The 23,548-nt window shown below is 72.5% G+C and carries 15 protein-coding genes and 1 pseudogene; 12 read left to right on the forward strand and 4 right to left on the reverse strand.

Going from position 1 to position 23,548, the window contains the following annotated elements; translation table 11 throughout:
• Positions 1 to 8 precede the first annotated feature (8 nt).
• The 3 genes from F0L46_RS06150 to F0L46_RS06160 form a co-directional block, all read right to left on the reverse strand.
• Positions 9 to 656, reverse strand: coding sequence for a TRAP transporter small permease subunit (locus tag F0L46_RS06150; RefSeq protein WP_149816173.1), 648 nt, complete (start codon positions 654 to 656; stop codon positions 9 to 11).
• A 131-nt stretch (positions 657 to 787) separates the two neighbouring features.
• Positions 788 to 1,984 carry a multidrug effflux MFS transporter gene (locus F0L46_RS06155; RefSeq protein WP_149816174.1) on the reverse strand — a complete coding sequence of 399 codons (1,197 nt, stop codon included), beginning with the start codon at positions 1,982 to 1,984 and terminating at the stop codon, positions 788 to 790.
• Positions 1,981 to 2,868: a DMT family transporter gene (locus tag F0L46_RS06160; protein WP_149816175.1), complete on the reverse strand. Its 888-nt coding sequence runs from the start codon at positions 2,866 to 2,868 to the stop codon at positions 1,981 to 1,983. The genes F0L46_RS06155 and F0L46_RS06160 overlap by 4 nt, the downstream gene beginning before the upstream one ends.
• A 159-nt stretch (positions 2,869 to 3,027) precedes the next feature.
• Here F0L46_RS06160 and F0L46_RS06165 point away from each other — a divergent pair, with 159 nt between their 5' ends.
• Both F0L46_RS06165 and asnB read left to right on the forward strand, forming a co-directional pair.
• Complete coding sequence (locus F0L46_RS06165; protein ID WP_149816176.1) at positions 3,028 to 4,770, forward strand: methyl-accepting chemotaxis protein; 1,743 nt, start codon at positions 3,028 to 3,030, stop codon at positions 4,768 to 4,770.
• Positions 4,771 to 4,902: 132 nt separating this feature from the next.
• Positions 4,903 to 6,723: an asparagine synthase (glutamine-hydrolyzing) gene (gene asnB / locus F0L46_RS06170; protein WP_149816177.1), complete on the forward strand. Its 1,821-nt coding sequence runs from the start codon at positions 4,903 to 4,905 to the stop codon at positions 6,721 to 6,723.
• A 2,002-nt stretch (positions 6,724 to 8,725) separates the two neighbouring features.
• Here asnB and F0L46_RS27585 read toward each other — a convergent pair.
• Positions 8,726 to 9,604 (reverse strand): annotated as a pseudogene (locus F0L46_RS27585) (ABC transporter transmembrane domain-containing protein); the annotation flags it as partial.
• Positions 9,605 to 9,782: 178 nt separating this feature from the next.
• Between F0L46_RS27585 and F0L46_RS06180 the strand changes: the two are divergent.
• Genes F0L46_RS06180 through F0L46_RS06225 form a run of 10 tightly spaced genes read left to right on the forward strand, consistent with a single transcriptional unit; the run spans position 9,783 to position 23,534 of the window.
• Positions 9,783 to 11,054 (forward strand): glycosyltransferase family protein, encoded by a 1,272-nt coding sequence (locus tag F0L46_RS06180; protein ID WP_149816179.1) that lies wholly within the window; start codon positions 9,783 to 9,785, stop codon positions 11,052 to 11,054.
• Positions 11,055 to 11,058: 4 nt separating this feature from the next.
• Positions 11,059 to 12,321 carry a glycosyltransferase gene (locus F0L46_RS06185; RefSeq protein ID WP_149816180.1) on the forward strand — a complete coding sequence of 421 codons (1,263 nt, stop codon included), beginning with the start codon at positions 11,059 to 11,061 and terminating at the stop codon, positions 12,319 to 12,321.
• A complete protein-coding gene (locus F0L46_RS06190) occupies positions 12,318 to 13,442 on the forward strand; it encodes a glycosyltransferase family 4 protein (RefSeq protein ID WP_149816181.1) in 1,125 nt (374 codons plus the stop codon). The genes F0L46_RS06185 and F0L46_RS06190 overlap by 4 nt, the downstream gene beginning before the upstream one ends.
• Positions 13,433 to 15,352 carry a glycosyltransferase gene (locus F0L46_RS06195; RefSeq protein ID WP_210247612.1) on the forward strand — a complete coding sequence of 640 codons (1,920 nt, stop codon included), beginning with the start codon at positions 13,433 to 13,435 and terminating at the stop codon, positions 15,350 to 15,352. The genes F0L46_RS06190 and F0L46_RS06195 overlap by 10 nt, the downstream gene beginning before the upstream one ends.
• Positions 15,352 to 17,205 (forward strand): ABC transporter ATP-binding protein, encoded by a 1,854-nt coding sequence (locus F0L46_RS06200; RefSeq protein ID WP_188311871.1) that lies wholly within the window; start codon positions 15,352 to 15,354, stop codon positions 17,203 to 17,205. The genes F0L46_RS06195 and F0L46_RS06200 overlap by 1 nt, the downstream gene beginning before the upstream one ends.
• Positions 17,205 to 18,083, forward strand: a complete 879-nt coding sequence (locus F0L46_RS06205) for a hypothetical protein (RefSeq protein ID WP_149816183.1) — start codon at positions 17,205 to 17,207, stop codon at positions 18,081 to 18,083. Before F0L46_RS06200 ends, F0L46_RS06205 begins: the two co-directional genes overlap by 1 nt.
• Positions 18,064 to 19,986: an ABC transporter substrate-binding protein gene (locus tag F0L46_RS06210; RefSeq protein WP_149816184.1), complete on the forward strand. Its 1,923-nt coding sequence runs from the start codon at positions 18,064 to 18,066 to the stop codon at positions 19,984 to 19,986. The genes F0L46_RS06205 and F0L46_RS06210 overlap by 20 nt, the downstream gene beginning before the upstream one ends.
• Entirely contained in the window at positions 19,983 to 21,005 is a 1,023-nt protein-coding gene (locus F0L46_RS06215; protein WP_149816185.1) for an ABC transporter permease, read from the forward strand. Before F0L46_RS06210 ends, F0L46_RS06215 begins: the two co-directional genes overlap by 4 nt.
• The gene (locus F0L46_RS06220; RefSeq protein WP_149816186.1) at positions 21,002 to 22,159 is read left to right on the forward strand and encodes an ABC transporter permease; all 1,158 of its coding nucleotides are present in this window, start codon (positions 21,002 to 21,004) and stop codon (positions 22,157 to 22,159) included. The genes F0L46_RS06215 and F0L46_RS06220 overlap by 4 nt, the downstream gene beginning before the upstream one ends.
• Positions 22,160 to 22,175: 16 nt before the next feature.
• Positions 22,176 to 23,534, forward strand: a complete 1,359-nt coding sequence (locus tag F0L46_RS06225; protein WP_149816187.1) for a nucleotide sugar dehydrogenase — start codon at positions 22,176 to 22,178, stop codon at positions 23,532 to 23,534.
• Positions 23,535 to 23,548 lie beyond the last annotated feature (14 nt).

Genomic DNA, 23,548 nt, shown 5'->3' on the forward strand with positions numbered 1-23,548 from the left:
ACGAGGGATCAGAGCTTGTCGGTGGCGGGCTTCTCGCCCGGGAGATCGGCTTGGGTCACGAGCAGGCGCTCGGCTTCCTGCGCTTCGAGAAGGCGCGCAGCCTCGGCCTCGGCAGCCGCGGCATGGCCGCCGCCCGCCGCCGCATGGTCCTCGAGATCGCCGCGCATGATGGCGACGCGCTTGATGAGCTCGGAGAGACCCTGGAAGGCGAGCAGGATGAAGCCCGCCAGGATGAGGATCTTCGAGGGCCAGATGATGAGGCCGCCCGCGTTGGTCGAGACCTCGCCCGAGCGCACCGAGTTCACCACGAAAGGCCACGAGGTGTAGAGCATCACGGCGAGGAACGGGGCGAGGAAAAGGAGATGCCCGATCACGTCCATCCTGTCCCGCGCGCGCTTCGAGAAGCGGCTGGAGATGATGTCGATGCGGATGTGCTCGTTCGCCTTGAGCGTCCAGGCGGCGCACAGCATGAACACGGCGCCGAAGAGGTACCATTGCAGCTCGAGCCAGGCGTTCGACGAGGTGCCGAACACCTTGCGGATGATGGCGTTCACCGCCGACACCACGACCGCAACCACGATGGCCCAGGCGGTGATGCGGCCGATCCACTCGTTCAGCGCGTCGATGGCGCGGCTCAGTCCAAGGAGACCCGTCAAGATCCGCTCCTCCACACTACGCCGGCGGGCGAACCCGACCCCGGCGCATGGGTGATATGCTCTAGTGCCATAAGAGTAGCGCGGGTGGTATCCGAAGCCCGGCTGCTAGACAAGAGCGGCAAAGCGTTATGCTAGGCTTTTCGACGAAGGGCTAATCTGAAGGACAGAAGCCCCAGGGCGACGCTGGCGAACATCGCAACCACCAGTATAGGCGGCCAGGCCGGAACCATCGCCCCCATGAGGGCTGCCATCCCGGCGCCGATCCCGAGCTGGGTCGAGCCCAGGATGCCGGCGGCGGTGCCCGCGAGCTCCGGGCGGGCCGACAAGGCCGAGGCCGTGGCGCCGGGAATGGTCATGCCGTTGCCCACCGAGTTGCCGATGAGCGGCAGGAACAGGGTAGCCGGGGTCCAGGGCAGCAGGAAGGCGAGCACGAGGGCGACGCCGACGCAGACCAGCGAGACCAGGGTGCCGTAGGAGACGAGGCGCTCGCCCCCGAGCCGGCGCCCGAACCGCCCGGTGATGAAGTTGCCCACCATGTAGCCGCCCGCCACGCCGACGAAATAGACGCCGTAGACGTCCGCCGACCGGCCCATCACGTCGACGACCACGTAGGGCGCTCCCGCGATGAAGGCGAAGAAGGCGGCGGAGTTCGCGGCGAGCGAGAGCGTGTAGCCCACGAAGGTCCGGTCGCGCACGAGCACCGGAAAGCCGCCCGCGATGTCGGCGAACGAGCCCCGGCCCCGGTGCGGCGCCGTCTCGGGCAGGAGCGGAACCGCGGCGAGGCCCACCGCGAGGGTGAGGACCGCGCAGGCGGCGAAGATCGAGCGCCAGCCGAAATGCGCGTCGAGGAAGCCGCCGACGAGCGGCGCCAGCATGGGCGCCACCACCATCCCCATGGTGATGTAGCCGATGAGGCTCGCCGATTCCGCCGCCGACGCCGTGTCCCGCACCATGGCGCGCGACAGCGCGAAGCACGTGCCGCCCCCCGCCGCCTGGACGACGCGGGCCACCAGCAGCGCCTCGATGCTCGTCGCGAAAGCGCCGAGAACCGAGCCCGCGAGAAACAGCACGATGGCGGCGAGCACGCAGGGGCGGCGCCCGACGCGGTCGGAGACCGGGCCCACCACGAGTTGCGTCACGGCGACGGAGACGAGGTAGAACGTGAGGGTGAGCTGGATCGTGGCGTAATCGGTGCGCAGCGCCCGGCTCAAGGCTGGGGTCGCCGGGGCGAGCACGTTCAGCGCGAAGGGCTGGAGCATGGAGATGGCGATGAGGATCGGGAGCGGCGGACGCCGCCTCGCGATCGCGGCAGGGGTCTCGACCGTCACGTCGCGGCCTCCGCGAGGCGCCGGCGCGCCTGCTCGCGATGGATGGTGTAGAGGCCGCTTCCCGCGATGAGCCCGATGCCGGCGCCGGCCAGGAGATCCGGCAACTCGCCGAACAAGAGATAGCCGAGCCCGATCGCCATCGCCACGATGGTGTAGCGGAACGGCGAGACCACCGCGACGTCGGCGCGCCGGAAGGCCACGATGATGCAGAGGTTTCCCGCCGTCACGAAGGCCGCCGCCGCGGCGAGCAGGGCGATCTGGCCCGTCCCCAGCGGCTGCCAGACCTCCGGGATGCCGATCACGGCGCCCGAGAGCCCCACCGTCGTGGTGGTGGACAGCGTCACCACGCTGGAGGGCACGTGCCCGCCGATGCGCCGGGTGATGAGGTCGCGTACCGCGACGCCCGCCGCCGAGAGGAGCGCCACGAGGGCGTAGACGTCGAAGCGGGCGGGGTCGGGCTTCACCACGAGGAGCACGCCGCAGAACCCAACCCCGATGGCGCTCCAGCGCCGCCAGCCCACCCGCTCCAGCCCGAAGGCCACGGCGATGAGGGTCATGATGATGGGCGTCGCCTGGAGGATCGCCGTGATGTTGGCGAGCGGCAGGAAGGCGAGGCTCGTGATGTAGAGGAACGCCACCAACGCCTCGAGCCCCGCGCGGGCGAGCACCACGGGCTGGCGCAGCCCCCGCAGGCCCGCCGCCTCGCGCATGGAGAGGACGAGCCCCATGGCGAGCACCGTGGCGAAGAGGCCGCGCACGGTCATGATCTGGCCGGTCGGCAGGGTGGCGGTCGCGAGCTTGAGCAGGGCATCGTTCGTGACGAACAGCGCCATGGCGGCGCACATCGCCAGAATGCCCAGGCGGTTCTCGCCGGGGGCGGTCACGGGCGGCTCCGGGTGATCGGGCGCCCTCGTTACGCCGGATGAGGCGCGCCGTCGAGACCGGCGGGGCTCGGCGGGCGGGGGTCTGGAAAATCACCTATCATTAGGCTGACGTTAAGGCATCGGCCCCAAAGATGCCCTGACCAATAAACAGGCATTCCCATGCGTCAGATCTCCCTGTCTGCCCTGCGGCGGAAAAGCCCCCCGGTCGAAGCAGCCGAGGGCCTGGTCCAGGCGATCCCGGTCGAGACGCAAGCCGCCCCCGCCCGCCTCGACGGCGAGACCATCGATACCCTGGAGGCCGACGTCCTCAAGGCGATCGGCGCCGTCTCCGAGGCGATCGACGTGTCCAGCGACCGGGTGGGCGACGCCAAGGCCGATCTCGGCCACATCCAGGCCTGCCTTACGGCGCTCGCCGAGGCGGGCCGGGGCGCCTCGGAGCAGACCACCGCGCTCGCCGCCTCCACGGAGGAGCTCGCCGTCACCTCCGGCGAGATCACGGGGGCCATGACGCTCGCCACCGACCGCATCGGCGACGCCGTGGTCTGCGCCCGCGACGCCAATACCCTCATCGCCGAGCTCGCCCGCGCCACGGACGAGATCGTCGGCATCGTCGACACGATCGCCGCGGTGGCGCGCCAGACCAATCTTCTCGCCCTCAACGCCACGATCGAGGCGGCCCGGGCCGGCGCGGCGGGGCGGGGCTTTGCCGTCGTCGCCTCGGAGGTGAAGTCGCTCTCCGTCGAGACGGGGAACGCCGCCAACGACATCCGCACCCGGATCGCCCGCCTGCGCGAGAGCGCCGGCTCGTCGATCCAGGCGGTGGAGACCGTGGTGTCCCGCATCCAGGAGGTCGCGCCCGTGTTCGAGCGCGTCCAGGCGGCCGTCGACGGCCAGAGCGCCGCGATTCGCGACCTCGCCTCGCGGGCGAGCGACTCGTCGGATTTCGTGGCGCAGGTGAGCGCCCAGGCGCTCGAGGCGGACGCGGCGGCGAGCGACGCGGCGGCCCGTGCCGGGGAGGCGACCCAGGCGGCGGCGCAGGCCACGGGCCTCGCCAAGGCGCTCGGCCAGCGCTTCGTCGCGGTGATCCGCGCCAACGAGGTGGGCGACCGGCGGGCGCACGACCGCTTCCCGAGCGAGCTTCGCGTCGCCGTCCGCGGCACCACGACCCGCACCATCGACATCGGCCTGGGCGGCGTGCTCGTCGCGGCGCCCGAGGGCCTGCACGCCGCCGCGGGCGAGGTCCTCGATCTCGACGTGGAGCGGCTCGGCCCCGTGCGGGCCCGGGTCGTCGCCCGCAGCTCCATGGGGCTCCATTGCAGCTTCCAGGGTCTCGACGCGGAGACTGGCGAGCGCGTGGCCCGCACCGTCGGCGGCGTCGAGGCCGAGTACCGGCCGCTCATCGACGTGGCCCGGGGCGCCGCCGAGCGCACCTCGCAAGCCTTCGAGGCGGCGCTCCGCGACGGGCGCCTCACCCGCGAGGCCCTGTTCGACACCGACTATCGGGCTCTTCCGGGCACGGACCCGCAGCAATTCGAGACGGGGGCCATCCGCGTCCTGGAGGACATCCTGCCGGGGATCCTGGAGCCGCTGCTCGTCTCCGACAACCGGATGATCTTCTGCATCGCGGTGGACCGGAACGGCTACGTGCCCGTCCACAACCGCCGCGTCTCGCAGGCGCAGCGCCCGGGCGATCCGGTGTGGAACGCCGCGAACTGCCGCAACAAGCGCGTCTTCGACGACCGCGCCGGCATCGCGGCGGCCCGCTCCACCCGGCCCTTCCTGGTCCAGGCCTATGCCCGCGACATGGGCGGCGGCAACATGGTCATGCTGCGCGAGGTCGACGCGCCGATCCGCGTCGCAGGACGCCATTGGGGCGGCTTCCGCACCGCCTACCGGCTCTAGACGCCCCCGCGATCCTGCTCCGCCGGGCGCGATCTTGCGGTCGCGGCGGCGCCTGCGCTTGACGCGGAGCCCTCCTTCCGGTCGAGCTTGCGCGACGAGGCGGCGAGACCCGCCTCGTCGGAGGGTTCCCCCATGTGCGGCGTCCTGGCTTGGGTGTCCCGGCGCGGGCCGATCGACCCGGACCGGCTCGCGGCGGGGCTCGCCGTCATCGGCCACCGCGGACCGGACGGATCGGGCACGCTGATCCTCCCGGCGCAAGACGGCCTGCCCGCCATCGGCCTCGCCCATGCGCGTCTTGCCATCCTCGACCCGACAGCCCGGGCGGGCCAGCCCTTCCGGCGGGACGGCGACGCGCTCTGCTACAACGGCGAGCTCTACAATTTCCGCGAGCTCGCCGCCGGCCTCCCCCTGTCCACTTCCGGCGATACCGAGGTCCTGCTGGCCCTGCTGCGCGAGCGCGGGGTCGAGGCGCTGGCGGACGCGCGCGGCATGTGGGCGTTCGTCTGGCTCGACAGCCGGCGCCGCCGCCTCGTCGCGGCCCGGGACCGCTACGGCAAGAAGCCGCTCTTCTACGCCGCCGACCGGGACGGGATCGTGCTCGCCTCCGAGCCTGCCGCGATCCGGGCCGTGCGGGGCGGAGCCTTGCGGCTCACCGACGACGCGCTCGGCACCTACCTCGCCGAGGGCTGGCTCCTGCCCGACCCCAACGGCTCGACGCATCTAGAGGGCCTGCGCGAGGTCCGCCCAGGCCACGCGCTCATGGTCGACCTCGAGACGGGGGCGATCACCGAGGCGCCGGTCGAGGGCCTGTGGCCCCCCTCCCCTCCCGCGGGCGATCTCTCCGAGCACCTCGCCGCGGCGGTGTCCGATCGCCTGGTCTCCGACCGGCCGATCGGCCTCCTCCTCTCCGGTGGCGTGGATTCGAGCCTCATCCTTTCCGTGCTGGCCGCGCGCGGCTGGCTCGACCGGGTGACGTGCTTCACGGGCGACGCCGGCAAGAGCGACGACGCCACTTACGCCCGCGCCTGCATCGCGGCGACGGGGGCACGGGCGGTGGAGATCCCACTCGACTACGGAGCCCAGGGAACCGACAGCTTCCTCGCCGTGTGCCGGGCCCAGGCGAAGCCCTCCCCGCTCATCGGCAACGTGCTCGCGCTGCCCAGTCTCTACCGCGCCATCGCGGATCGCGGGGTGCGGGTGGTCCTCGACGGGACAGGCGCCGACGAGGTGTTCGGGGGCTATTGGACGCGCTACGCGGGGTTCGCCATGCGCGACGCCGCGCGAGCGGACGACGCGGCCTGGCTTGCGGGCGTGCGGGCCGGCGGCATGCTCCCGGCGCCGCTCGCCGCGATGTCGGACGGGGCGCTCGCCCGCGACGCGCTCCCGCTCCCCGGCATCCACGCGATGCCCGAGCCCGAGCGGGCCGCGCTGAGCCGGGAGGGCGCCGCTCTCCTCGCGGCCGCGCGGGCGGGGGATCCGCTGGTCGGCTTCAGGGGCGGCCTGGAGGATGCCCTCGTCCTCGATTCCCGCGCAGGCCGCCTACAGGAATGGCTGTGGCAGAACGACCGCAACGCCATGGCCGCGGGCGTGGAGAACCGCAGCCCCTTCCTCGACCACCGCCTCCTCGCCTACGCGGCGACGCCCTACCACGCCAAGATGGCCGGCCGCGAGAACAAGCGGGAACTCAGGGCCCTGTTCGACCGCTTCACACCCCTGCCCACCGCCCGCCGCTTCGAGAAGCAGGGCTTCCGCTGGGTCTACGGGCGCTTCCTGCGCGCCAACCGGCCATGGATCGCCGACCTCGTCTCCGGCTCCCGCCTCGCGCGCCGCGTCTGCGACATGGACGCGGTGACGCGCGCGATCCTCGACGATCCCGACGCCGACGCCCGCGCCCTCGTCCAGCGCCTCCTGGTGCTCGCGGGCCTGGAGGCGTCGGGCGCGATCGATGCGTGAGGGGATCGATGAGGGGCCTGGCATCATCCTGCTCCCACTTTCACCCTCGTCCTGAGGTGCCCCGCAACGCGGGGCCTCGAAAGGGGCTCCAGAAGTCTCCGGAGGGCTGCGGAAGGGTGGTGCGTGCTTCGAGACGCGCCCTTCGAGCGCTCCTCAGCATGAGGGGCAGCGAATCGCCCCCAGCCAGCCTCCAAAGAACCTACTGCGCCGCCGCGAGCGGGGGGGACTGCGCCACAGGCGGGGCCTCGACCGTCTCCAGGACGGCGCTCCCGCCCTTGAAGCGCAGCGCCAGCGGCAGCTTGACGGCGGCGGCCGTGGGCACGACGGCGATCAGGGTGCGGTCGGCCATCATGCCCCGGATGAGGGGCCGGATCGCCGCGGCCGCATTCTCGCCGAAGGGCGCGAGCGAACCGTCGATGACGAGGATCGCCGGGCGCTTGATGAGGACGCGGGCGAGGTTGACGGCGGCGCGCTGGGGCGGCGTGAGGAAGCGCCCGTTGGGGCCGACCTGCCGGTCGAGCCCCGCCCGCTCGATGTCGGGCACGAGCCCCGTCTCGGCCGCCACCTCCTCGATGAGGCGGGTCACCACGTCCTGCGCCTCCGCGACGCTCTGGTTCACGCGCCCGAAGAGGAGGTTGCACTTGAGGGGCGCCGCTGGGACATAGGCGTCGTTCTCGTAGAACTCGACGCCCGGGTCCGGCCGCGCGGCGAGGAGCGCCCGCACTTCCCGGCGCACCTCCACGACCCGGTGGCGGATCTCGTCGTCGAGGAGACCGAGGCGGTGGCGGGGCTCCAGGTAGAGGAGCGAGAGGGCCACGAGGCGCAGGCGCTCGTCGAGGGCGAGCCGCGCGCCCCGGTCGCGCCGCGCCACCATCGCCTTGAACTCGGCGATCTCGTCGGCGGGCAGGAGCGAGTAGCGTTCCACCAGCGCGTGGCTCGGCGGCAATCCCTCGAACAGGCCTGCCATGAAGGCGGCAAGCCGCGCCCCGATGACCTCCAGATCGTCGAGGAGGCCCGTGCGCACGAGGATGCGCCGCACGCCGGGATCGTCGATGAGCCCGCGGCCGGCGAGCGCCGGCCCCGTCGGGGCGCCGAACAGGATGTTCTCGCCGAGGCTCGCATGGAGGTTGAAGCGCTCCCAGTCGAAGGGCGCCACGAGGTGGGCCTGCCCCCGCTCGACGAGATGCTCGCGCAGGGCGTGCCGGGCCTCGACGATCCGCTCCGGGAAGCCCGCCCAGCGCCGGCCGTCCACCGTGCTGGCGAGCCCGAACGCGAAAAGCTCCTTCTTGAAGCCCAGCGATCGCAGGAGGTGGACGAGGGTCTCGTCGAGCCGGTCCGTGCTGTCGAGCCCCGCGAGGCTCGCGTCGACCCACTCGTCGTCGATCGTGTCGGTGGCGTTGCCCGTGCGCAGGGCCTCCTCCAGCCGGCGCGCGGCATCCGGGCCCGGCCGGGAGAGCCGGCGCACGACCCGGCGGCGCAGGCCGTAGGTGAGGTTGTCGCGCAGGGTGCCGGAGATCAGCATCGGGTCCGCCCCCGCATAGGCGACGAGGCGGCTCCCCGACAGCGGCGGCAGGTCGGCGAGCTCCACCCCGTCGAGGAGCACGGAGCCGTCGCGCGGGCGCGCCCTCTGGCCGACCATCCGGGCGAACGCGCTCGCCGCCGGCCCGTCCGACGCCACGAGGGCGACGTGGGCGGGCAGCGCGATGTCGAGGGTCACACCGTCGATGACGAGCGCGCCGGTCTGGTCCACGACGTGGAGGTCGCGCAGCGAGAGCGTTCCGGGCGCCTCGGCCGGATCGTCCGTGTCGTCCGGGGCTCGCGCCGGCAGGAGGCGGTCGGGGCCGAAGAAGGCGATGACCTGCTCGTACTTGATCTGCACGTCCTGGCGCTGCTGGTCCCAGTCGATGAGCTCCTTGAGCGGCGGCGGCAGCTCGCGATAGGCCGCGATGACGGCGACGAGCTGGCCGATATTGAGGGTTCCCTGTAGAGCCAGATAGCCGCCCACCGCGAAGAACAGGAACGGCGTGACCTGCGCCAGGAAGTTGTTGAGGAACTTGACCAGGAACTTCCGCTGGTAGATCCGCAGGCGCAGGTCGAACAGCCGGTGCAGGCGGCCCGAGAACTCCGCCTGCTCCCAGCCCGCGGTCTCGTGCACCCGCACCAGCTCCAGGCTCTCGATCGTCTCGCTGATCCGCCCCGCGAGCTGCCGCGATTCGAGCTGGCGCTCGCGGCCCAAGCGCAGGAGCTCGCGGCGCAGGCGCGGGATGACCGTGAACTGGGCGGCGATCACCCCCGCCGTCATGAGGCCGAGCCAGAGGTTCTGGACGAAGATGAAGGCGAGCGCCGTCAGCGCCTGGACCGACAGGAGGGCAGGCTGGATGAAGGCCTCGCCGACGAACCCGCCGATGGGCTCCACCTCGTCCTTCACGACGGTGGCCGCCTCCGCCCCCTTCACCGAGCGCAGGCTGTCGGGGCTGAAGCGCAGGGTGAAGCCGAACAGCTCGTAGCGCATGCGCCGCAGCATGCGCTCGCCGAGCACCCCCTTGGCGAGGTTGATCCAGTACTTGAAGGCACCGTTCACGACGACGAGGGCGAGATAGAGCCCCGCCAGGGTGAACAGGAGCTGCGACTGCGACAGCGCCACGCCGTCGGTGAGCCAGATCGGGCCGCCCAGCCAGCCGGGCAGCGGGATCGTGAGCGCGAGCGCCGTCACGGCGGGGCTCGCCGCGAAGGGCGTGCCGAGGATCGCCTCGTTCACGATGCGGCGCGGCAGGTCGAGCGACGCGAAATAGAAGGGCGTCGACAGGACGACGACCGCCAGCACCGTGAGCTGCTCGCGCCGGGTGTGGCGCCAGACGTAGCGGAAGAGGTTTCGTTCCATCCGACCTTGAGTGTATCATTCCCGGCGGCAGATCGAAATCGATCGGCTGCGGCGCCCGCCGAATCCGCAAGGACGCGCGCATCGCAGCAAGATCAGGCAAAACGAGCAGTCCCGCACTGCGTACAGTTCCGCTCCCGTCCCCTGCACGGGCCACGACACCGCGCCCCGGAATGACCGCATGTCGGATACCATCCTCGCCGGCTCCCACTTCGCCCAAGGCGCGCGTCCGACGCCCCGGGGCGGCGACGGGTCGCATCGTGTCCTGATCTACAGCCACGACACCTACGGCCTCGGCCACCTGCGCCGGGCGCGGGCCATCGCCAACGCCCTCGTGGCGGGGCGCTCCGACACCTCCGTGCTGATCCTTTCGGGCTCGCCCGTGGCCGGGAGCTTCGATTTCGGCAAGCGGGTCGATTTCGTGCGCATCCCCGGCGTGCGCAAGCTGTCGAACGGCGAGTACGAGTGCCCGAACCTCGACCTCTCCATCGACGAGGCGACGCGGCTGCGGGAGGCGATCATCCTGCAGACCGCCCGCTCCTTCCGGCCGGACCTGTTCATCGTCGACAAGGAGCCCACGGGCTTTCGCGGCGAGATCCTGCCGACCCTGTCGCATCTCGCCGGCACCGGCGCACGCCTCGTGCTCGGCCTGCGCGACGTGCTCGACGAGCCGGAGGTCGTTCGCGACGAATGGCAGCGCAAGGGCGCCTTCGACGTCCTCGACCTCTACGACGAGATGTGGATCTACGGCCTCCAGGAGATCTACGAGCCGCTGGCCGCCCTGCCGCTCACGCCGGCCCAGTGCGAGCGCATCCACTACACGGGCTACCTGCGCCGCGAGCTGCCCCGGCGGCGGACGGGCTCCTCCGAGGCCAGGGGCGCGGGCGCGCCCTTCGTCCTCGTCACCACGGGCGGCGGCGGGGACGGGGGCGACCTCGTCGACTGGGTGATCTCGGCCTACGAGACCGACCCGACCCTCGACCAATCGGCCCTCATCGTCTTCGGGCCGTTCCTCGACCGGGAGCGGCGGGCCGCCTTCCAGACCCGCATCGGCGCGATCTCCGCCCTCGACGCCATCACCTTCGACGCCAAGATCGAGCACCTGATGCGTCGCGCCCAGGCGGTGGTTGCGATGGGCGGGTACAACACGTTCTGCGAGATCCTGTCCCTCGACAAGCCGGCCCTCATCGTACCCCGGCGCACGCCCCGCCTGGAGCAGTCGATCCGCGCGCTGGCCGCCGACCGCCTCGGCCTGGTTGGCATGCTGGAGGACGCGGACGGGGTGCGCGATCCGGCCGAGATGGCGCGGGCGCTACGCGCCCTGCCGACGCGGGCTCCCCCGTCCAAGGTCGTGGTCCCGGGCCTCCTCGACGGGCTCGACGCCATCCGCTCCCGCTTCGAGGCGCACGTGCAGGCCCGGCGCGCGCCCCGCCCCTTGCGCGCCGCGGAGTGAACCCATGACCGCCGATCCGCAGCGAGGGCGCGTCGCGATCGTCCTGAAGGGATATCCGCGCTTGTCGGAGACCTTCGTGGCGCAGGAGCTCGAAGGCCTGGAGGCGCGCGGCCTCTCCCTCGAGATCTGGTCCCTGCGCCGCCCGACCGACCGGATCGAGCACCCGCTCCACGGCCGCATCCGCGCCCGGCGACACTACCTGCCGGAATATCTTTACCGCGAGCCCGGCCGGGTCGCCCGCGCCGCCGTGAGCGCGCTGCGCCGCCCGGGGCTCGTAGCGCTGCTGCGCGTCTTCGCCCGCGATCTTGTTCGCGATCCGAGCCCCGGAAGGCTGCGGCGCTTAGGCCAGGCCTTCGTGCTCGCCCGCGAGCTCGGCCCCGCGGCCCGGCACATCCACGTCCATTTCTTGCACACGCCGGGCTCGGTGGCGCGCTACGCGGCCCTTCTCACCGGGCGGAGCTGGAGCTTCTCGGCCCACGCCAAGGACATCTGGACGCTCCCCGACTGGGAGAAGCGCGAGAAGATCGCGGCGAGCGACTGGGGCGTGACCTGTACGGCTCAGGGGTATGCCCACCTGGAGGCGCTCGCGGAGCGCGGCAAGGTCCGCCTCGTCTATCACGGCCTCGATCTCTCGCGCTTTCCCCCGCCGCCGCAGGCGCGTGCGCCGCGCGACGGGCGGGATCCCGCCGATCCGGTGCGCATCGTGACGGTGGGGCGGGCGGTGGCCAAGAAGGGCTTCGACGATCTCCTCTGGGCGCTCGAGGCGCTTCCCAAAGGCCTCGACTGGCGCTGCACCCATGTGGGCGGGGGCGAGCTGCTGCGCTCGCTCAAGGAGCAGGCGGAGGCCCGGGGCCTCGCTGACCGCGTCACGTTCCGCGGGCCGCTCGGCCAGGACGAGGTCGTGGCGCTCCTGCGCGAGAGCGATCTCTTCGTCCTGCCCTCGAAGGAGGCGCGCTCAGGCGACCGGGACGGGCTCCCGAACGTGCTCATGGAGGCGGCCTCGCAGAGGCTCGCGATCCTCGCGACCGACTTCGCAGGGATCCCCGAGTTCATCCGCCCCGAACGCGAGGGCGTTCTCGTGCCCCCGGGCGATCGCGCCGCCCTTGCCCGCGCCATGGCGGCGCTCGCGGCCGATCCGGCCAGGCGGGCGGCGCTCGGGGCTGCGGCCCATGCCCGGCTGGTGGAGAGCTTTTCGGCGGGGGCGGGTCTCGACGAGCTCGCGACGCGGCTGCACGCGAGCCTCGGCGCGGAGGCCGTCATCCCATGAAGGTGCCCTCGCCCGTCGCGTTCTACCCGCCCCTCAAGAGCCCACGCCATCCCACGCCCTCCGGCGACCGGACGATGGCGCGTCTGCTCATGGCGGCCCTGGAGCGGGCGGGCGCGCGGCCCGAGCTCATGAGCGAGCTTCGCACCTTCGAGCCGGCGGGCGATCCGCGGCGGCAGGCGGAGCTGCGGGAGGCAGGCCTGCGCGAGGCGGAGCGGATCGTGGCGCAGGTCGGGGCAAGGCCTCCGGCTGAGCGCCCCCGCGCCTGGTTCACCTACCACGTCTATTATAAGGCGCCCGACTGGATCGGCCCCGCCGTCGCGGGGGCGCTCGGCATTCCCTATCTCGTCGCCGAGGGCTCGCGGGCGGGCAAGCGCGCCGGCGGCCCCTGGGCGATCGGCCACGAGGGCGCGGAAGCCGCGCTCGACCGGGCCGACGCGATCCTCGTGCTCACGGGCGCCGACCGCGAGGCGCTGGAGCGCCACCGGCCGGCGGGCCAGCGCCTGGTCGACCTGCCTCCTTTCCTCGACACGGCCCCCTGGACGCCCCGCGTCGGCCCCCGCCCCGCCGGACCCGCACGCCTCGTCACGGTGGCGATGATGCGCCACGGCGACAAGCTCGCCTCTTATCGGCTGCTCGCGGCGGCGCTGGGCGGATCGGCCCGCGACTGGACCCTCGACGTGATCGGGGACGGGGAGGCCCGGCCCGAGGTCGAGGCGGCTTTCGCCGGCTTTGGGACACGCGTTCGCTTCCTGGGGCGTCGCGACGATCGGAGCGCGCTCGCGGCGGAGCTCCGGCGCGCCGACCTGTTCGTCTGGCCCGCCGTGAACGAGGCCTATGGTCTCGCGCTGCTGGAGGCCCAGGCCTGCGGCGTGCCGGTGCTCGCGGGCGCCTTCGGCGGCGTGGCCGACGTGGTGCGCGACGGCCATACGGGCCTCCTCGTCCGGCCCGGGGACGCCGGGGCCTTCACCCGCGCCCTCGACAGCCTTCTCGCCGATCCGGACCGCCTCGCCGCCCTCTCCCGGCGGGCGGCGGCCTTCGTCCATGGCGAGCGCGGCCTCGGGTCCGCCGCGGCGCGGCTCGCGGGGGCGCTCGAGGGCGTCAGGGAGGCAGCATGCGCCTGAGCGTCGCCATCGCGGTCACCCATCTGCTCGGCGTCGGCCACCTCGCCCGGGCCGCCGCGATCGGCCGGGCGCTCGCGCAGAGGGGCCATGCCGTCACGCTCGTCTCCGGGGGCATGCCCGCGCCTCTCGTCGACGTCACGGGGCTGAACCTCATGCAGCTCCCGCCCGTGCGGGTCGCGGGTACCGCTTTCACCACGCTCCTGGCGCCGGACGGAACGCCCGCGGACGCGGCGCGGCTGGAGGAACGGCGGCGCATCCTCGCCGAGACGGTGCGGGCCCTGGCGCCGGACGTGCTCGTGACGGAGCTCTTCCCCTTCGGCCGCCGGGTGCTCGCGGACGAGTTCCTCGCCACGATCGACGCCGCCCGCGCCGCTCGCCCCGACGGCCTGGTCCTCGCCTCAGTCCGCGACGTGCTCGCGGCGCCAGGCAAGCCTGCGCGGGTCGGCCAGACGCACGAGCGCGTCGCGCGCCTCTATGACGGCGTGCTCGTCCACGGCGATCCCGCCCTCCTTCCCCTCGACCGGTCCTGGCCCGTGGACGAGACCCTGCGCCCGCGCCTGATCTATACGGGCTACGTGGCCGACAGCCGCGCCGCCGGGACAGGCGGGAGCCGCACGGGCGAGATCCTCGTGTCGGGCGGCGGCAGCGCCGCGAGCCTGCCGCTCTACCGCGCGGCGCTCGGTGCGGCAGCCCGCGTCGACCGGCCCTGGCGGATCCTCGTGGGTCACGGCGTCGATGCCGACAGCTTCGCGGCGCTCCGCGCCGCCGCACCGGCCAACGCGGTCGTCGAGCGGGCGCGGCCGGACTTCCCGGCGCTGCTGGCGGGCGCGGCTCTCTCGGTCAGCCAAGCGGGCTACAACACCGCGGTCGATCTCCTGCGCACCGGCACTCCCGCCGTGCTCGTGCCCTTCGCGGCGGGGCGGGAGACCGAGCAGACGCTGCGGGCCGAAGCCCTGGCGGCGGCAGGCCTCGCGGTGAGCCTCGCGGAGGCGGACCTCTCGCCCGAGACCCTCGCCGAGGCCGTCACGGCGGCGCTCACCCGGGCGCCCTCCCCCGCTCCCGCGATCCCCCTCGACGGCGCCGAGCGGACCGCGCGGATCGTCGAGGACCTCGCCCGGCGCCCCGCCGCACCCGCGATCCGCCGCCCCGGCCACGACTGGCGCCCCCTCGACGAGGCCCTGCGCCGCCGTGCAGATGACGGCGTGCCCGTCGCCATCTGGTGGCGCGACGACGATGCGGTCGCGGCGACCCCGGCCCTCGAACGGCTCCTCACGACGAGCCGGCACCTCGCCTGGCCCGTGGGCCTTGCCGTGGTGCCGGCGCTCCTGGAGCCCTCACTGGCCGAGCACCTGGCGTCCGAGCCGGAGGTCGACGTGCTGGTCCACGGCCTGCGGCACCGCAACCATGCCCCGGCCGGCGCCAAAAAGTCCGAGTTCGGCGCCGACCGGCCGCTCTCCGCGCTCCTGCGCGACACGGTGCGGGCGCTGCGCCTCACCCGGGCGGCCTTCCCGCATGCCGTCGTGCCCGTCTTCGTGCCGCCCTGGAACCGCATCGATCCGGCCCTCGCGCAGCGCTGCGCCGATCTCGGCTTCCACGCCGTCTCGACGTTCCGCCGCGCCGCGCCGCACGGCCCCGGCCTGCTGCCCCTGGAGACCCATCTCGACCCTGTCGACTGGCGCGGGGGACGCGGACTCGTCGACCCCGACCACCTCATCCGGGGCCTCGCGGCCGACATCGCCGATGCCTGGACGCCGCTTGGAGTCCTGACGCACCATCTGGCGCAGGACGAGGCGACATGGGCCTTCGTGGAGACGCTTCTCGACCGGCTCGCCGCGTCGCCGGCCGTGATCCGCACCTCGGCGCGGGCCGTGCTGCGGCCGGCGGGCGAACGCATGCTGGAGGCCGTGTGATGGCCCCTCTCCTGCGGGTCCAGGATCTCGCCGTCACCTTCACGACCGCCTCGGGCGAGGTGCGGGCCGTCGACGGGGTCTCGTTCGACGTGGCGCGCGGGCGCACGGTGGCGCTCGTCGGCGAATCGGGCTCCGGCAAGTCCGTGACGGCGCAGGCGATCCTGCGCCTCCTCCCGAAAAGCGCCCGCATCGTCGGCGGCTCGATGCTGTTCTCGGAAACGCCCGGCGCCATCCCCCTGGACCTTGCGCGCCTCGACCCCAGCAGCGGCACCCTGCGCCGTCTGCGCGGCGGGCGCATCGCCATGGTCTTCCAGGATCCGATGACGTCCCTCTCCCCCCTCCACACGGTGGGCGACCAGGTGTCGGAGGCTCTGCTCGCGCACGAGCCTGTCTCGCGCAAGGAGGCGCTGGAGCGGGCCCGCGCCGCCCTGGAGCGGGTCGGCTTTCCCGATCCCGCCCGGGCTCTCGATACCTATCCCTTCGAGCTCTCCGGGGGCCTGCGCCAGCGCGCCATGATCGCCATGGCCCTCATCACGCGCCCGGCCCTCCTCATCGCCGACGAGCCCACCACCGCGCTCGACATGACCACCCAAGCCGGGATCCTCGACTTGATCCGGGATCTCCAGGCCGACACCGGGATGGCCGTGCTCATGATCACCCACGATCTCGGCGTGGTGGCGAACGTGGCCGACGAGGTGGTCGTGCTCTATCGCGGGCGTGTCATGGAGGCGGGCGGGCGCAACGCGCTCTTCCGCCACCCGCGCCATCCTTATTTCAAGGCGCTGCTGCACGCGGTGCCGCGCTTCCACATGGAGCCCGGCGAGCGCCTCACGCCGATCCGCGACGTCCGCCCGCCCCTGCCCGAGCGCCGCGAGCCCGCGCCTGCCGGCGCCGGCCCGGTTCTGGCGGTCTGCGACGTGCGCAAGACCTACACCCTGCGCGCCGGCCTGTTCAGCGGCACGACGCGCCTGGTCCACGCGGTGAACGGCGTCTCCCTCCATCTCATGCCGGGGGAGACCCTCGGCCTCGTCGGCGAGTCCGGCAGCGGCAAGACCACCCTGATCCGCATGGTCCTGCGCTCCCTCGATCCCGATTCCGGCACGATCGCCTACGACGACGGCACCGGGCCCGCCGACGTGCACCGGCTGTCGGGCGAGGCGCTGGCGCGCTTCCGCCGCGCGGTGGGCTTCGTCTTCCAGGACCCGTACTCGTCGCTCAACCCGCGCATGACGGCCCTGGAGATCGTCACCGAGCCCCTGCGCATCGGCGGCGCCGGCCGCGAGGCGCGCTACCGGCGGGCCAAGGCGCTCATGGACATGGTGGGCCTGCCGCGATCGAGCCTCGGGCGCTATCCCCACGCCTTCTCCGGCGGCCAGCGCCAGCGCCTCGGGATCGCGCGGGCGCTCGCGCTGGAGCCGCGCATCCTCATCTGCGACGAGCCCGTCTCGGCCCTCGACGTCTCGGTCCAGGCCCAGATCCTGAACCTCCTGCGCGACCTTCAGGGGGCGCTCGGCCTGTCCTGCCTCTTCGTGTCCCACAATCTCGCGGTGGTCGACTACATGGCCGAGCGGATCTGCGTCATGTGCCGCGGCCTCGTGGTCGAGGAGGCGCCCCGCGCGGCGCTCTTCCGCAACCCCGTCCACCCCTATACCCGGACGCTGCTCGCCGCCGTGCCCGAGCCCGACCCCGACCATCCTCTCGACTTCGCCGCGTTGCGCCGCGACCGCCTGTCCGATCCCCGCACCTGGCCCGCGCCGTTTACGCTCGCGCCCGGCGAGGCCGGGGTGATGCACGAGATCGAGCCCGGCCACCGGGTGCGCCGGACCGCCAAAGACCGCCAGGAGGCCGCCTGATGACCACGATCTTCGCCCGCCCAGCTCCCCGCCCGAGCGCGCCCCTGGAGCGGCTGCGCCGGCGCCTGCTGGAGCCCTTCTTCACGAGGCTCGGCTACGATCTCGTGCCGGCGGTGCCCGAGTGGGAGCACCGGCCCCTGTCGCGCCGCGAGGTGGACCGGCTCGTCACGGCCGCCGCGCGGGGGCTTTCAGCCGATATGGCGGCGGCAGGGCTCACGCCGCGGGAGGCGCCGGAGGCGACGGTCGCCGCGTTCCTCGATCTCATCCGCACCTGCCCGGTACGCCAGAAGCGCGGCGGGAACGGCTTCAACGGCGCGCTCCAGGTCTATGCCGTCGTACGAGCCCTCCAGCCGAGCGTAATCGTGGAATCCGGCGTGTTCCGCGGCCTCACCACGTGGCTCATGCGCCAGGCCGCGCCCGACGCCACGATCCTGTGCTTCGACCCGAATCTCGGGAACCTGCACTACCGCGATCCGGCCGCGCGCTACTCGACGGACGACTGGTCGAGCGCCGACCTCTCGGGTCTCGACACGGCGGACGCGCTCGCCTTCTTCGACGACCATATCAGCCAAGCCCGCCGTATCCTCGAGTCCTCCGACCGGGGCTTCCGCCGCGTCCTGTTCGACGACAACGCCGCCGCCCACCGCATCCACGGCCATGGCGGGCCGGCCCACCCGACCTTGAGCATGGTGCTCGACGACGATCCCGGCGAGCCGATCCGCTGGCGGCGCAACGGGCGCGAGTTCGCCTACGTGCCCGATCCCGCCCTGCTCGCCGAGGCGCGGTCCCGCATCGCGCTCGCCCACGATTTTGACGACCTCCATGCCGCCACGGGCTACTCGCCCGCAAGGATCAGCTATGTGGCGCTTCGCGCTTGAACTCGCGCTCGGTCTGGCGCTCGGCCTCGCCGCCCTCCCGGCGGCGGCCCTCGACGCGGTCGAGACGCCCTCGCTCGCGGCGCGGGTCGCGCGCGGGGAGCTGCCGCCCGTCGCCGCGCGCCTGCCCGCCGAGCCCCTCGTGGTCGATCCCGAGGCGAGCGGGCGCACGTTCGGCCGGCCGGGCGGCAGCCTCGTGACGCTCGCGCCCCGCGCCCGCGACATCCGCTACGTCTCGACATTCTCCTATGCGCGGCTCGTCGGCTACGACGAGGCGCTGCATCTCGGGCCCGACATCCTGGCGCGGGTGGACGACGAGGCGGGCCGGGTCTTCACGCTCCATCTGCGCCCGGGCCACCGCTGGTCCGACGGGCATCCCTTCACGGCGGAGGACTTCCGCTACTTCTGGGAGGACGTCGCGACAAACCGGGAGCTCACCCCCGGCGGCGTGCCCGATTTCCTCCTCGTCGACGGGCGCCCGCCGCGCTTCGAGGTGATCGACGAGCGCACAATCCGCTATGCCTGGGACGCTCCCAACCCGCGCTTCCTGCCGGCGCTCGCCGCGCCCCGCGATCCCTACATCTACCGCCCGGCCCACTACCTGAAGCGCTATCACGCGGTCTACACCGACCCGGACGCCCTGCTCCAGAAGGCCCGGCGCCAGAAGCTCGCCTCGTGGGCGGCCCTGCATAACCGGGTCGACGACATGAACGAGGGATCGAACCTCGACATGCCGACGCTCAATCCCTGGCGGATCGCGACGCCCGCCCCCGCGTCCCGCTTCGTCTTCGAGCGCAACCCATACTACCACCGGGTCGACACGCGCGGCCAACAGCTGCCCTATATCGACCGGATCGTCGTGGACGTCGCGGCCGCGGGGCTCTTCGCGGCGAAGGCCAATGCGGGCGAGGCGGACCTGCTCGCCCGCGGCCTCTCGATCCTCGACGTGCCGATCCTCAAGGAGGGCGAGCGGGCGCGCGGCTACCGCACGCTCCTGTGGCGCAACGCCCGCGGCTCGGAGCTCGCCCTCTACCCGAACCTCAACGTGGTCGACCCCGTCTGGCGCGCGCTCAACCGCGACGTCCGCTTCCGCCGCGCCCTGTCGCTCGGCATCGACCGGCGCACCCTCAACAACGCCCTGTTCTTCGGGCTCGGCGTCGAGGGGGCCAACACGGTGCTGGAGGGCTCGGCGCTGCATACGCCCGATCTTCGCACCACGAACGCCACCTACGACCCCGCCGAGGCCCGCCGCCTCCTCGACGCGGCGGGCCTGAACCGTCGCGACGGCAGCGGGACCCGCCTCCTCTCCGACGGACGCCCCCTGGAGATCGTCGTCGAGACCGACGGCGACGCGCCCCTCGTGGTGGATGGGCTCACCCTCATCGCGGAGTTCTGGCGCGAGATCGGCATCCGCCTGATCGTGAAGCCGCAGGACCGCACGGTGCTGCGCAACCGCATCTATGCGGGGCACACCGTGCTTTCGGCGGGGCCCGGCCTCGACAACGCGACGCCCACGCCCGTGATGGTTCCCGTCGAGCTCGCGCCCATGCGCCAGGACACCTGGTCCTGGCCGAAATGGGGGCAATATGCCGAGACGCGGGGCGGCGCCGGCGAGGCCGTCGACATGCCCGAGGCGATGGCGCTCCAGGAGTCCTTCGGCCGCTGGGCGGCGAGCGCGGACGAGGCCGGCAAGGCCGCCGCCTGGCGCGACATGCTCGAGAACCACGCCCGGAACGTCTGGACGATCGGCACCGTCGCCGGCGCCCCGCATCCGATCGTGGTGCGCTCAGGCCTGGAAAACCTGCCGCGCCGGGGCGACTGGGCCTGGGAGCCCACCGCGATGCTCGGGGTCTACCGCCTCGACGAGCTCTATTGGAGCCGCCCGGCGGACGGGAGGCCCTCGTGATCCGCTACCTCCTGCGCCGCCTCCTCGGCATGGCGGCGACCCTCCTCCTGATCTCCGCCCTCGTCTTCCTCATCATCAAGCTCCCCCCCGGCGACTTCCTCACGAACCAGATCCAGGAGCTGCGAGGCCAGGGCGAGGCGGCCTCCGTGGCGCGCGCCGAGTTCCTGATGCGCCAATACGGGCTCGACCGGCCGGTGGTGGAGCAGTACCTCGCCTGGGTCGGGCTGATGCCGGGCCCGGCGGGCTTCTCGGGCCTCCTCCAGGGCGACTGGGGGTGGTCCTTCGAGTTCGACCGCCCCGTGCGCGAGGTGGTGGGCGACGCCCTCTGGCTCACCCTCGTCGTCAACCTCGCGGTCCTCCTCTTCGTCCACGCGGTGGCGATCCCGATCGCGATCTACTCGGCGACGCGGCCCTACTCGCTCGGCGACACGGTGGTCACCTTCATCGGCTATGTGGGCCTTGCGACGCCGAGCTTCCTCCTCGCCCTCGTCATGCTGTTCTACGCCAATCGCTGGTTCGGCGTGTCGATCGGCGGGCTCTACGACCCGGCCTTCGAGGGCAAGCCGTGGAGCGCCGACAAGGTCCTGTCGCTCGTCTCCCACCTCGTGGTCCCGACCCTCGTCATCGGCCTGTCGGGCACCGCCGCCATGATCCGGCGCATGCGGGCGAACCTCCTCGACGAGCTCGCCAAGCCCTATTACGTGACCGCCAAGGCCAAGGGCCTGACCCGGCGGCGCGCGCTCCTGAAATACCCGTTCCGGATGTCGCTCAACCCCTTCGTGGCCGACATCGGCAACCTGCTGCCGGGCCTCGTCTCGGGCTCCGTCCTCGTCTCCCTGGTGCTCAGCCTGCCCACCGTCGGCCCGCTCCTGCTCGGCGCCCTCAAGACGCAGGACCAGTTCCTGGCGGGCTTCATCCTCATGTTCGTGGCGGCGCTCACCGTCATCGGCATGCTCGTCTCTGACCTCGCGCTCGCCTGGCTCGACCCGCGCATCCGCTTAGGGGGACGGCGGCGATGACGGCGCAGGACCGCTCGCATTATGTCGATCCCAGACCCTTCGAGCCGGGCGAGGTGGAGCCGTCGGGGCTGCACGACGAGCGCTACGACCGCGCCTCGTCCCGGCGGCTGATCTGGTGGCGGTTCAAGCGGCACCGGATCGCCGTGGCCTCCCTCGTGCTCATCGGCCTGTTCTATCTCGTGGCGTTCCTGGCGGAGCCGCTCGCCCCTTACGACGAATCCCGTCGCCACGGCGATTTCATCTACGCGCCCCCGCAGGGCCTCCACCTCGTCCACGAGGGAGTGCTCCGCGGGCCCTTCGTCTACCCTTATCGCTTCGTCTTCGACCCCGAGACCTTCACCCGCGCCTACATCGTCGACCGGACCCGGCCGCAGCCTCTGCGCTATCTCTGCTCTGGCCAGGCCTACCGGTTCTGGGGGCTGTTCGAGACGCGCTTCCGCTTCGTCTGCCCTCCCGAGGACGGCACCCTGTTCGTCCTCGGCACCGACCGGCTGGGGCGCGACGTGTTCTCGCGCATCATCCACGGCACGCGCATCTCGCTCACCGTGGGGCTCATCGGTATCACGATCTCGTTCGCCCTGGGCCTCTTCTTCGGCGGCATCGCCGGCTATTTCGGCGGCTGGATCGACACCCTGGTGCAGCGGCTCATCGAGGTCATCCGCTCGCTGCCCGAGCTGCCGCTCTGGCTGGCGCTTTCGGCGGCGCTGCCGGCGAACTGGAGCCCGCTTCTCGTCTTCCTCGGCATCACGGTGATCCTCGGCCTCCTCGACTGGCCGGGGCTCGCGCGGGCCGTGCGCTCGAAGCTTCTGGCGCTGCGCGAGGAGGAGTTCGTGCGCGCGGCCGAGCTCATGGGCGCGCGCCCGAGCCGGGTCATCGCCCGTCACCTCATCCCGAACTTCATGAGCCACCTCATCGCCTCGGCGACGCTCTCGATCCCCGGGATGATCCTCGGCGAGACGGCGCTCTCCTTCCTCGGCCTCGGCCTGCGGCCCCCGGTGACGAGCTGGGGCGTGCTCCTGTCGGAGGCGCAGAACCTCGCGGCCGTGCAGCTCTATCCGTGGCTGCTCCTGCCCATGGTACCCGTCTTCCTCGTGGTGCTGGCCTTCAACTTCCTCGGCGACGGCCTGCGCGACGCGGCCGATCCCTATCATTAGGACCCGGAGCACCGTCATGAACGCCATCGCGGACAGCCAGAGCTTTCTTCAGGCCGCGCTGCTGACCCGGCTCTCCGACCGCACCGCGCGGGTGGGCGTGATCGGGCTCGGCTATGTGGGGCTGCCGCTCGCCCGGGCCCTCGTCCTCAAGGCGGGCTTCCCCGTGCTGGGCTTCGACACCGACCCGGCGAAGGTCGAGCGCCTGAACGGGGGCGGCTCCTACATCGCCCACGTCTCGCCCGACACGGTCGGCGCCATGCGGGAGGGGGAGCGCTTCTCGGCCACGGCGGATTTCGCGCGGCTCAACGAGTGCGACGTGGTGGTGATCTGCGTGCCGACCCCGCTCACCCCCCAGCGCGAGCCGGACCTGAGCTACGTCACCGACACGGCCCGCGCGATCGCGCGCAACGGGCGTCCCGGCCAGCTCGTGGTGCTGGAATCCACCACCTATCCGGGCACGACCCGAGACATCCTGGCGCCGCTCTTTCGCGAGCACGACTACCGCATCGACGAGACGCTGTTCCTCGCCTTTTCCCCTGAGCGCGAGGATCCCGGCAACCTCCAGTTCGAGACGACGACCATCCCGAAGATCGTCGGCGCCGAGGGGCCGCGAGGCCTGGAGCTCGCGGCCGCGTTCTACCGCAGCGTGGTGGCCGAGGTGGTGCCGGTCTCCTCGTCCGCCGTGGCCGAGGCGGTGAAGATCACGGAGAACATCTTCCGCTCGGTGAACATCGCGCTCGTCAACGAGCTGAAGGTGATCTTCTCGGCCATGGACATCGACGTCTGGGAGGTGATCGAGGGCGCGAAGACGAAGCCGTTCGGCTTCATGCCGTTCTATCCAGGTCCCGGCCTGGGCGGCCACTGCATCCCGATCGACCCGTTCTACCTCACCTGGAAGGCGCGCGAATACGAGACGCCGACGCGCTTCATCGAGCTCGCGGGCGAGGTCAACACCGCCATGCCGGCCTATGTGGTGGAGCGGCTGGCGCGCACGCTCGACGCCCGCTTCGGCCGGGGCCTGCGCGACGCCCGCATCCTCGTGCTCGGCGTCGCCTACAAGAAGAACGTGGACGATTCCCGCGAGAGCCCGGGGCTTCGCCTCATCGAGCTCCTGGAGGCGCGCGGCGCGCGGGTCGACTACCACGATCCCCACATCCCCGCCCTGCCCCGCACCCGCCGCCATCCCGGGCTCGCCGGCCGCCCGAGCGTCGCCCCGGAGCCCGGCTTCGCGGGACCCTACGACGCCGCCCTCGTCGTGACGGACCACGACGGGGTCGACTACGCCGACGTCGTGCGGGCCTGCCCCCTCGTGGTGGACACCCGCAACGTCTGCGCCCGCCTCGGCCTCGACGCGCCGAACGTCGTGAAGGCCTGACGACACCCGAGCAG

This window comes from Salinarimonas soli (assembly GCF_008386575.1).
Taxonomy (GTDB): Bacteria; Pseudomonadota; Alphaproteobacteria; order Rhizobiales; family Beijerinckiaceae; genus Salinarimonas_A; species Salinarimonas_A soli.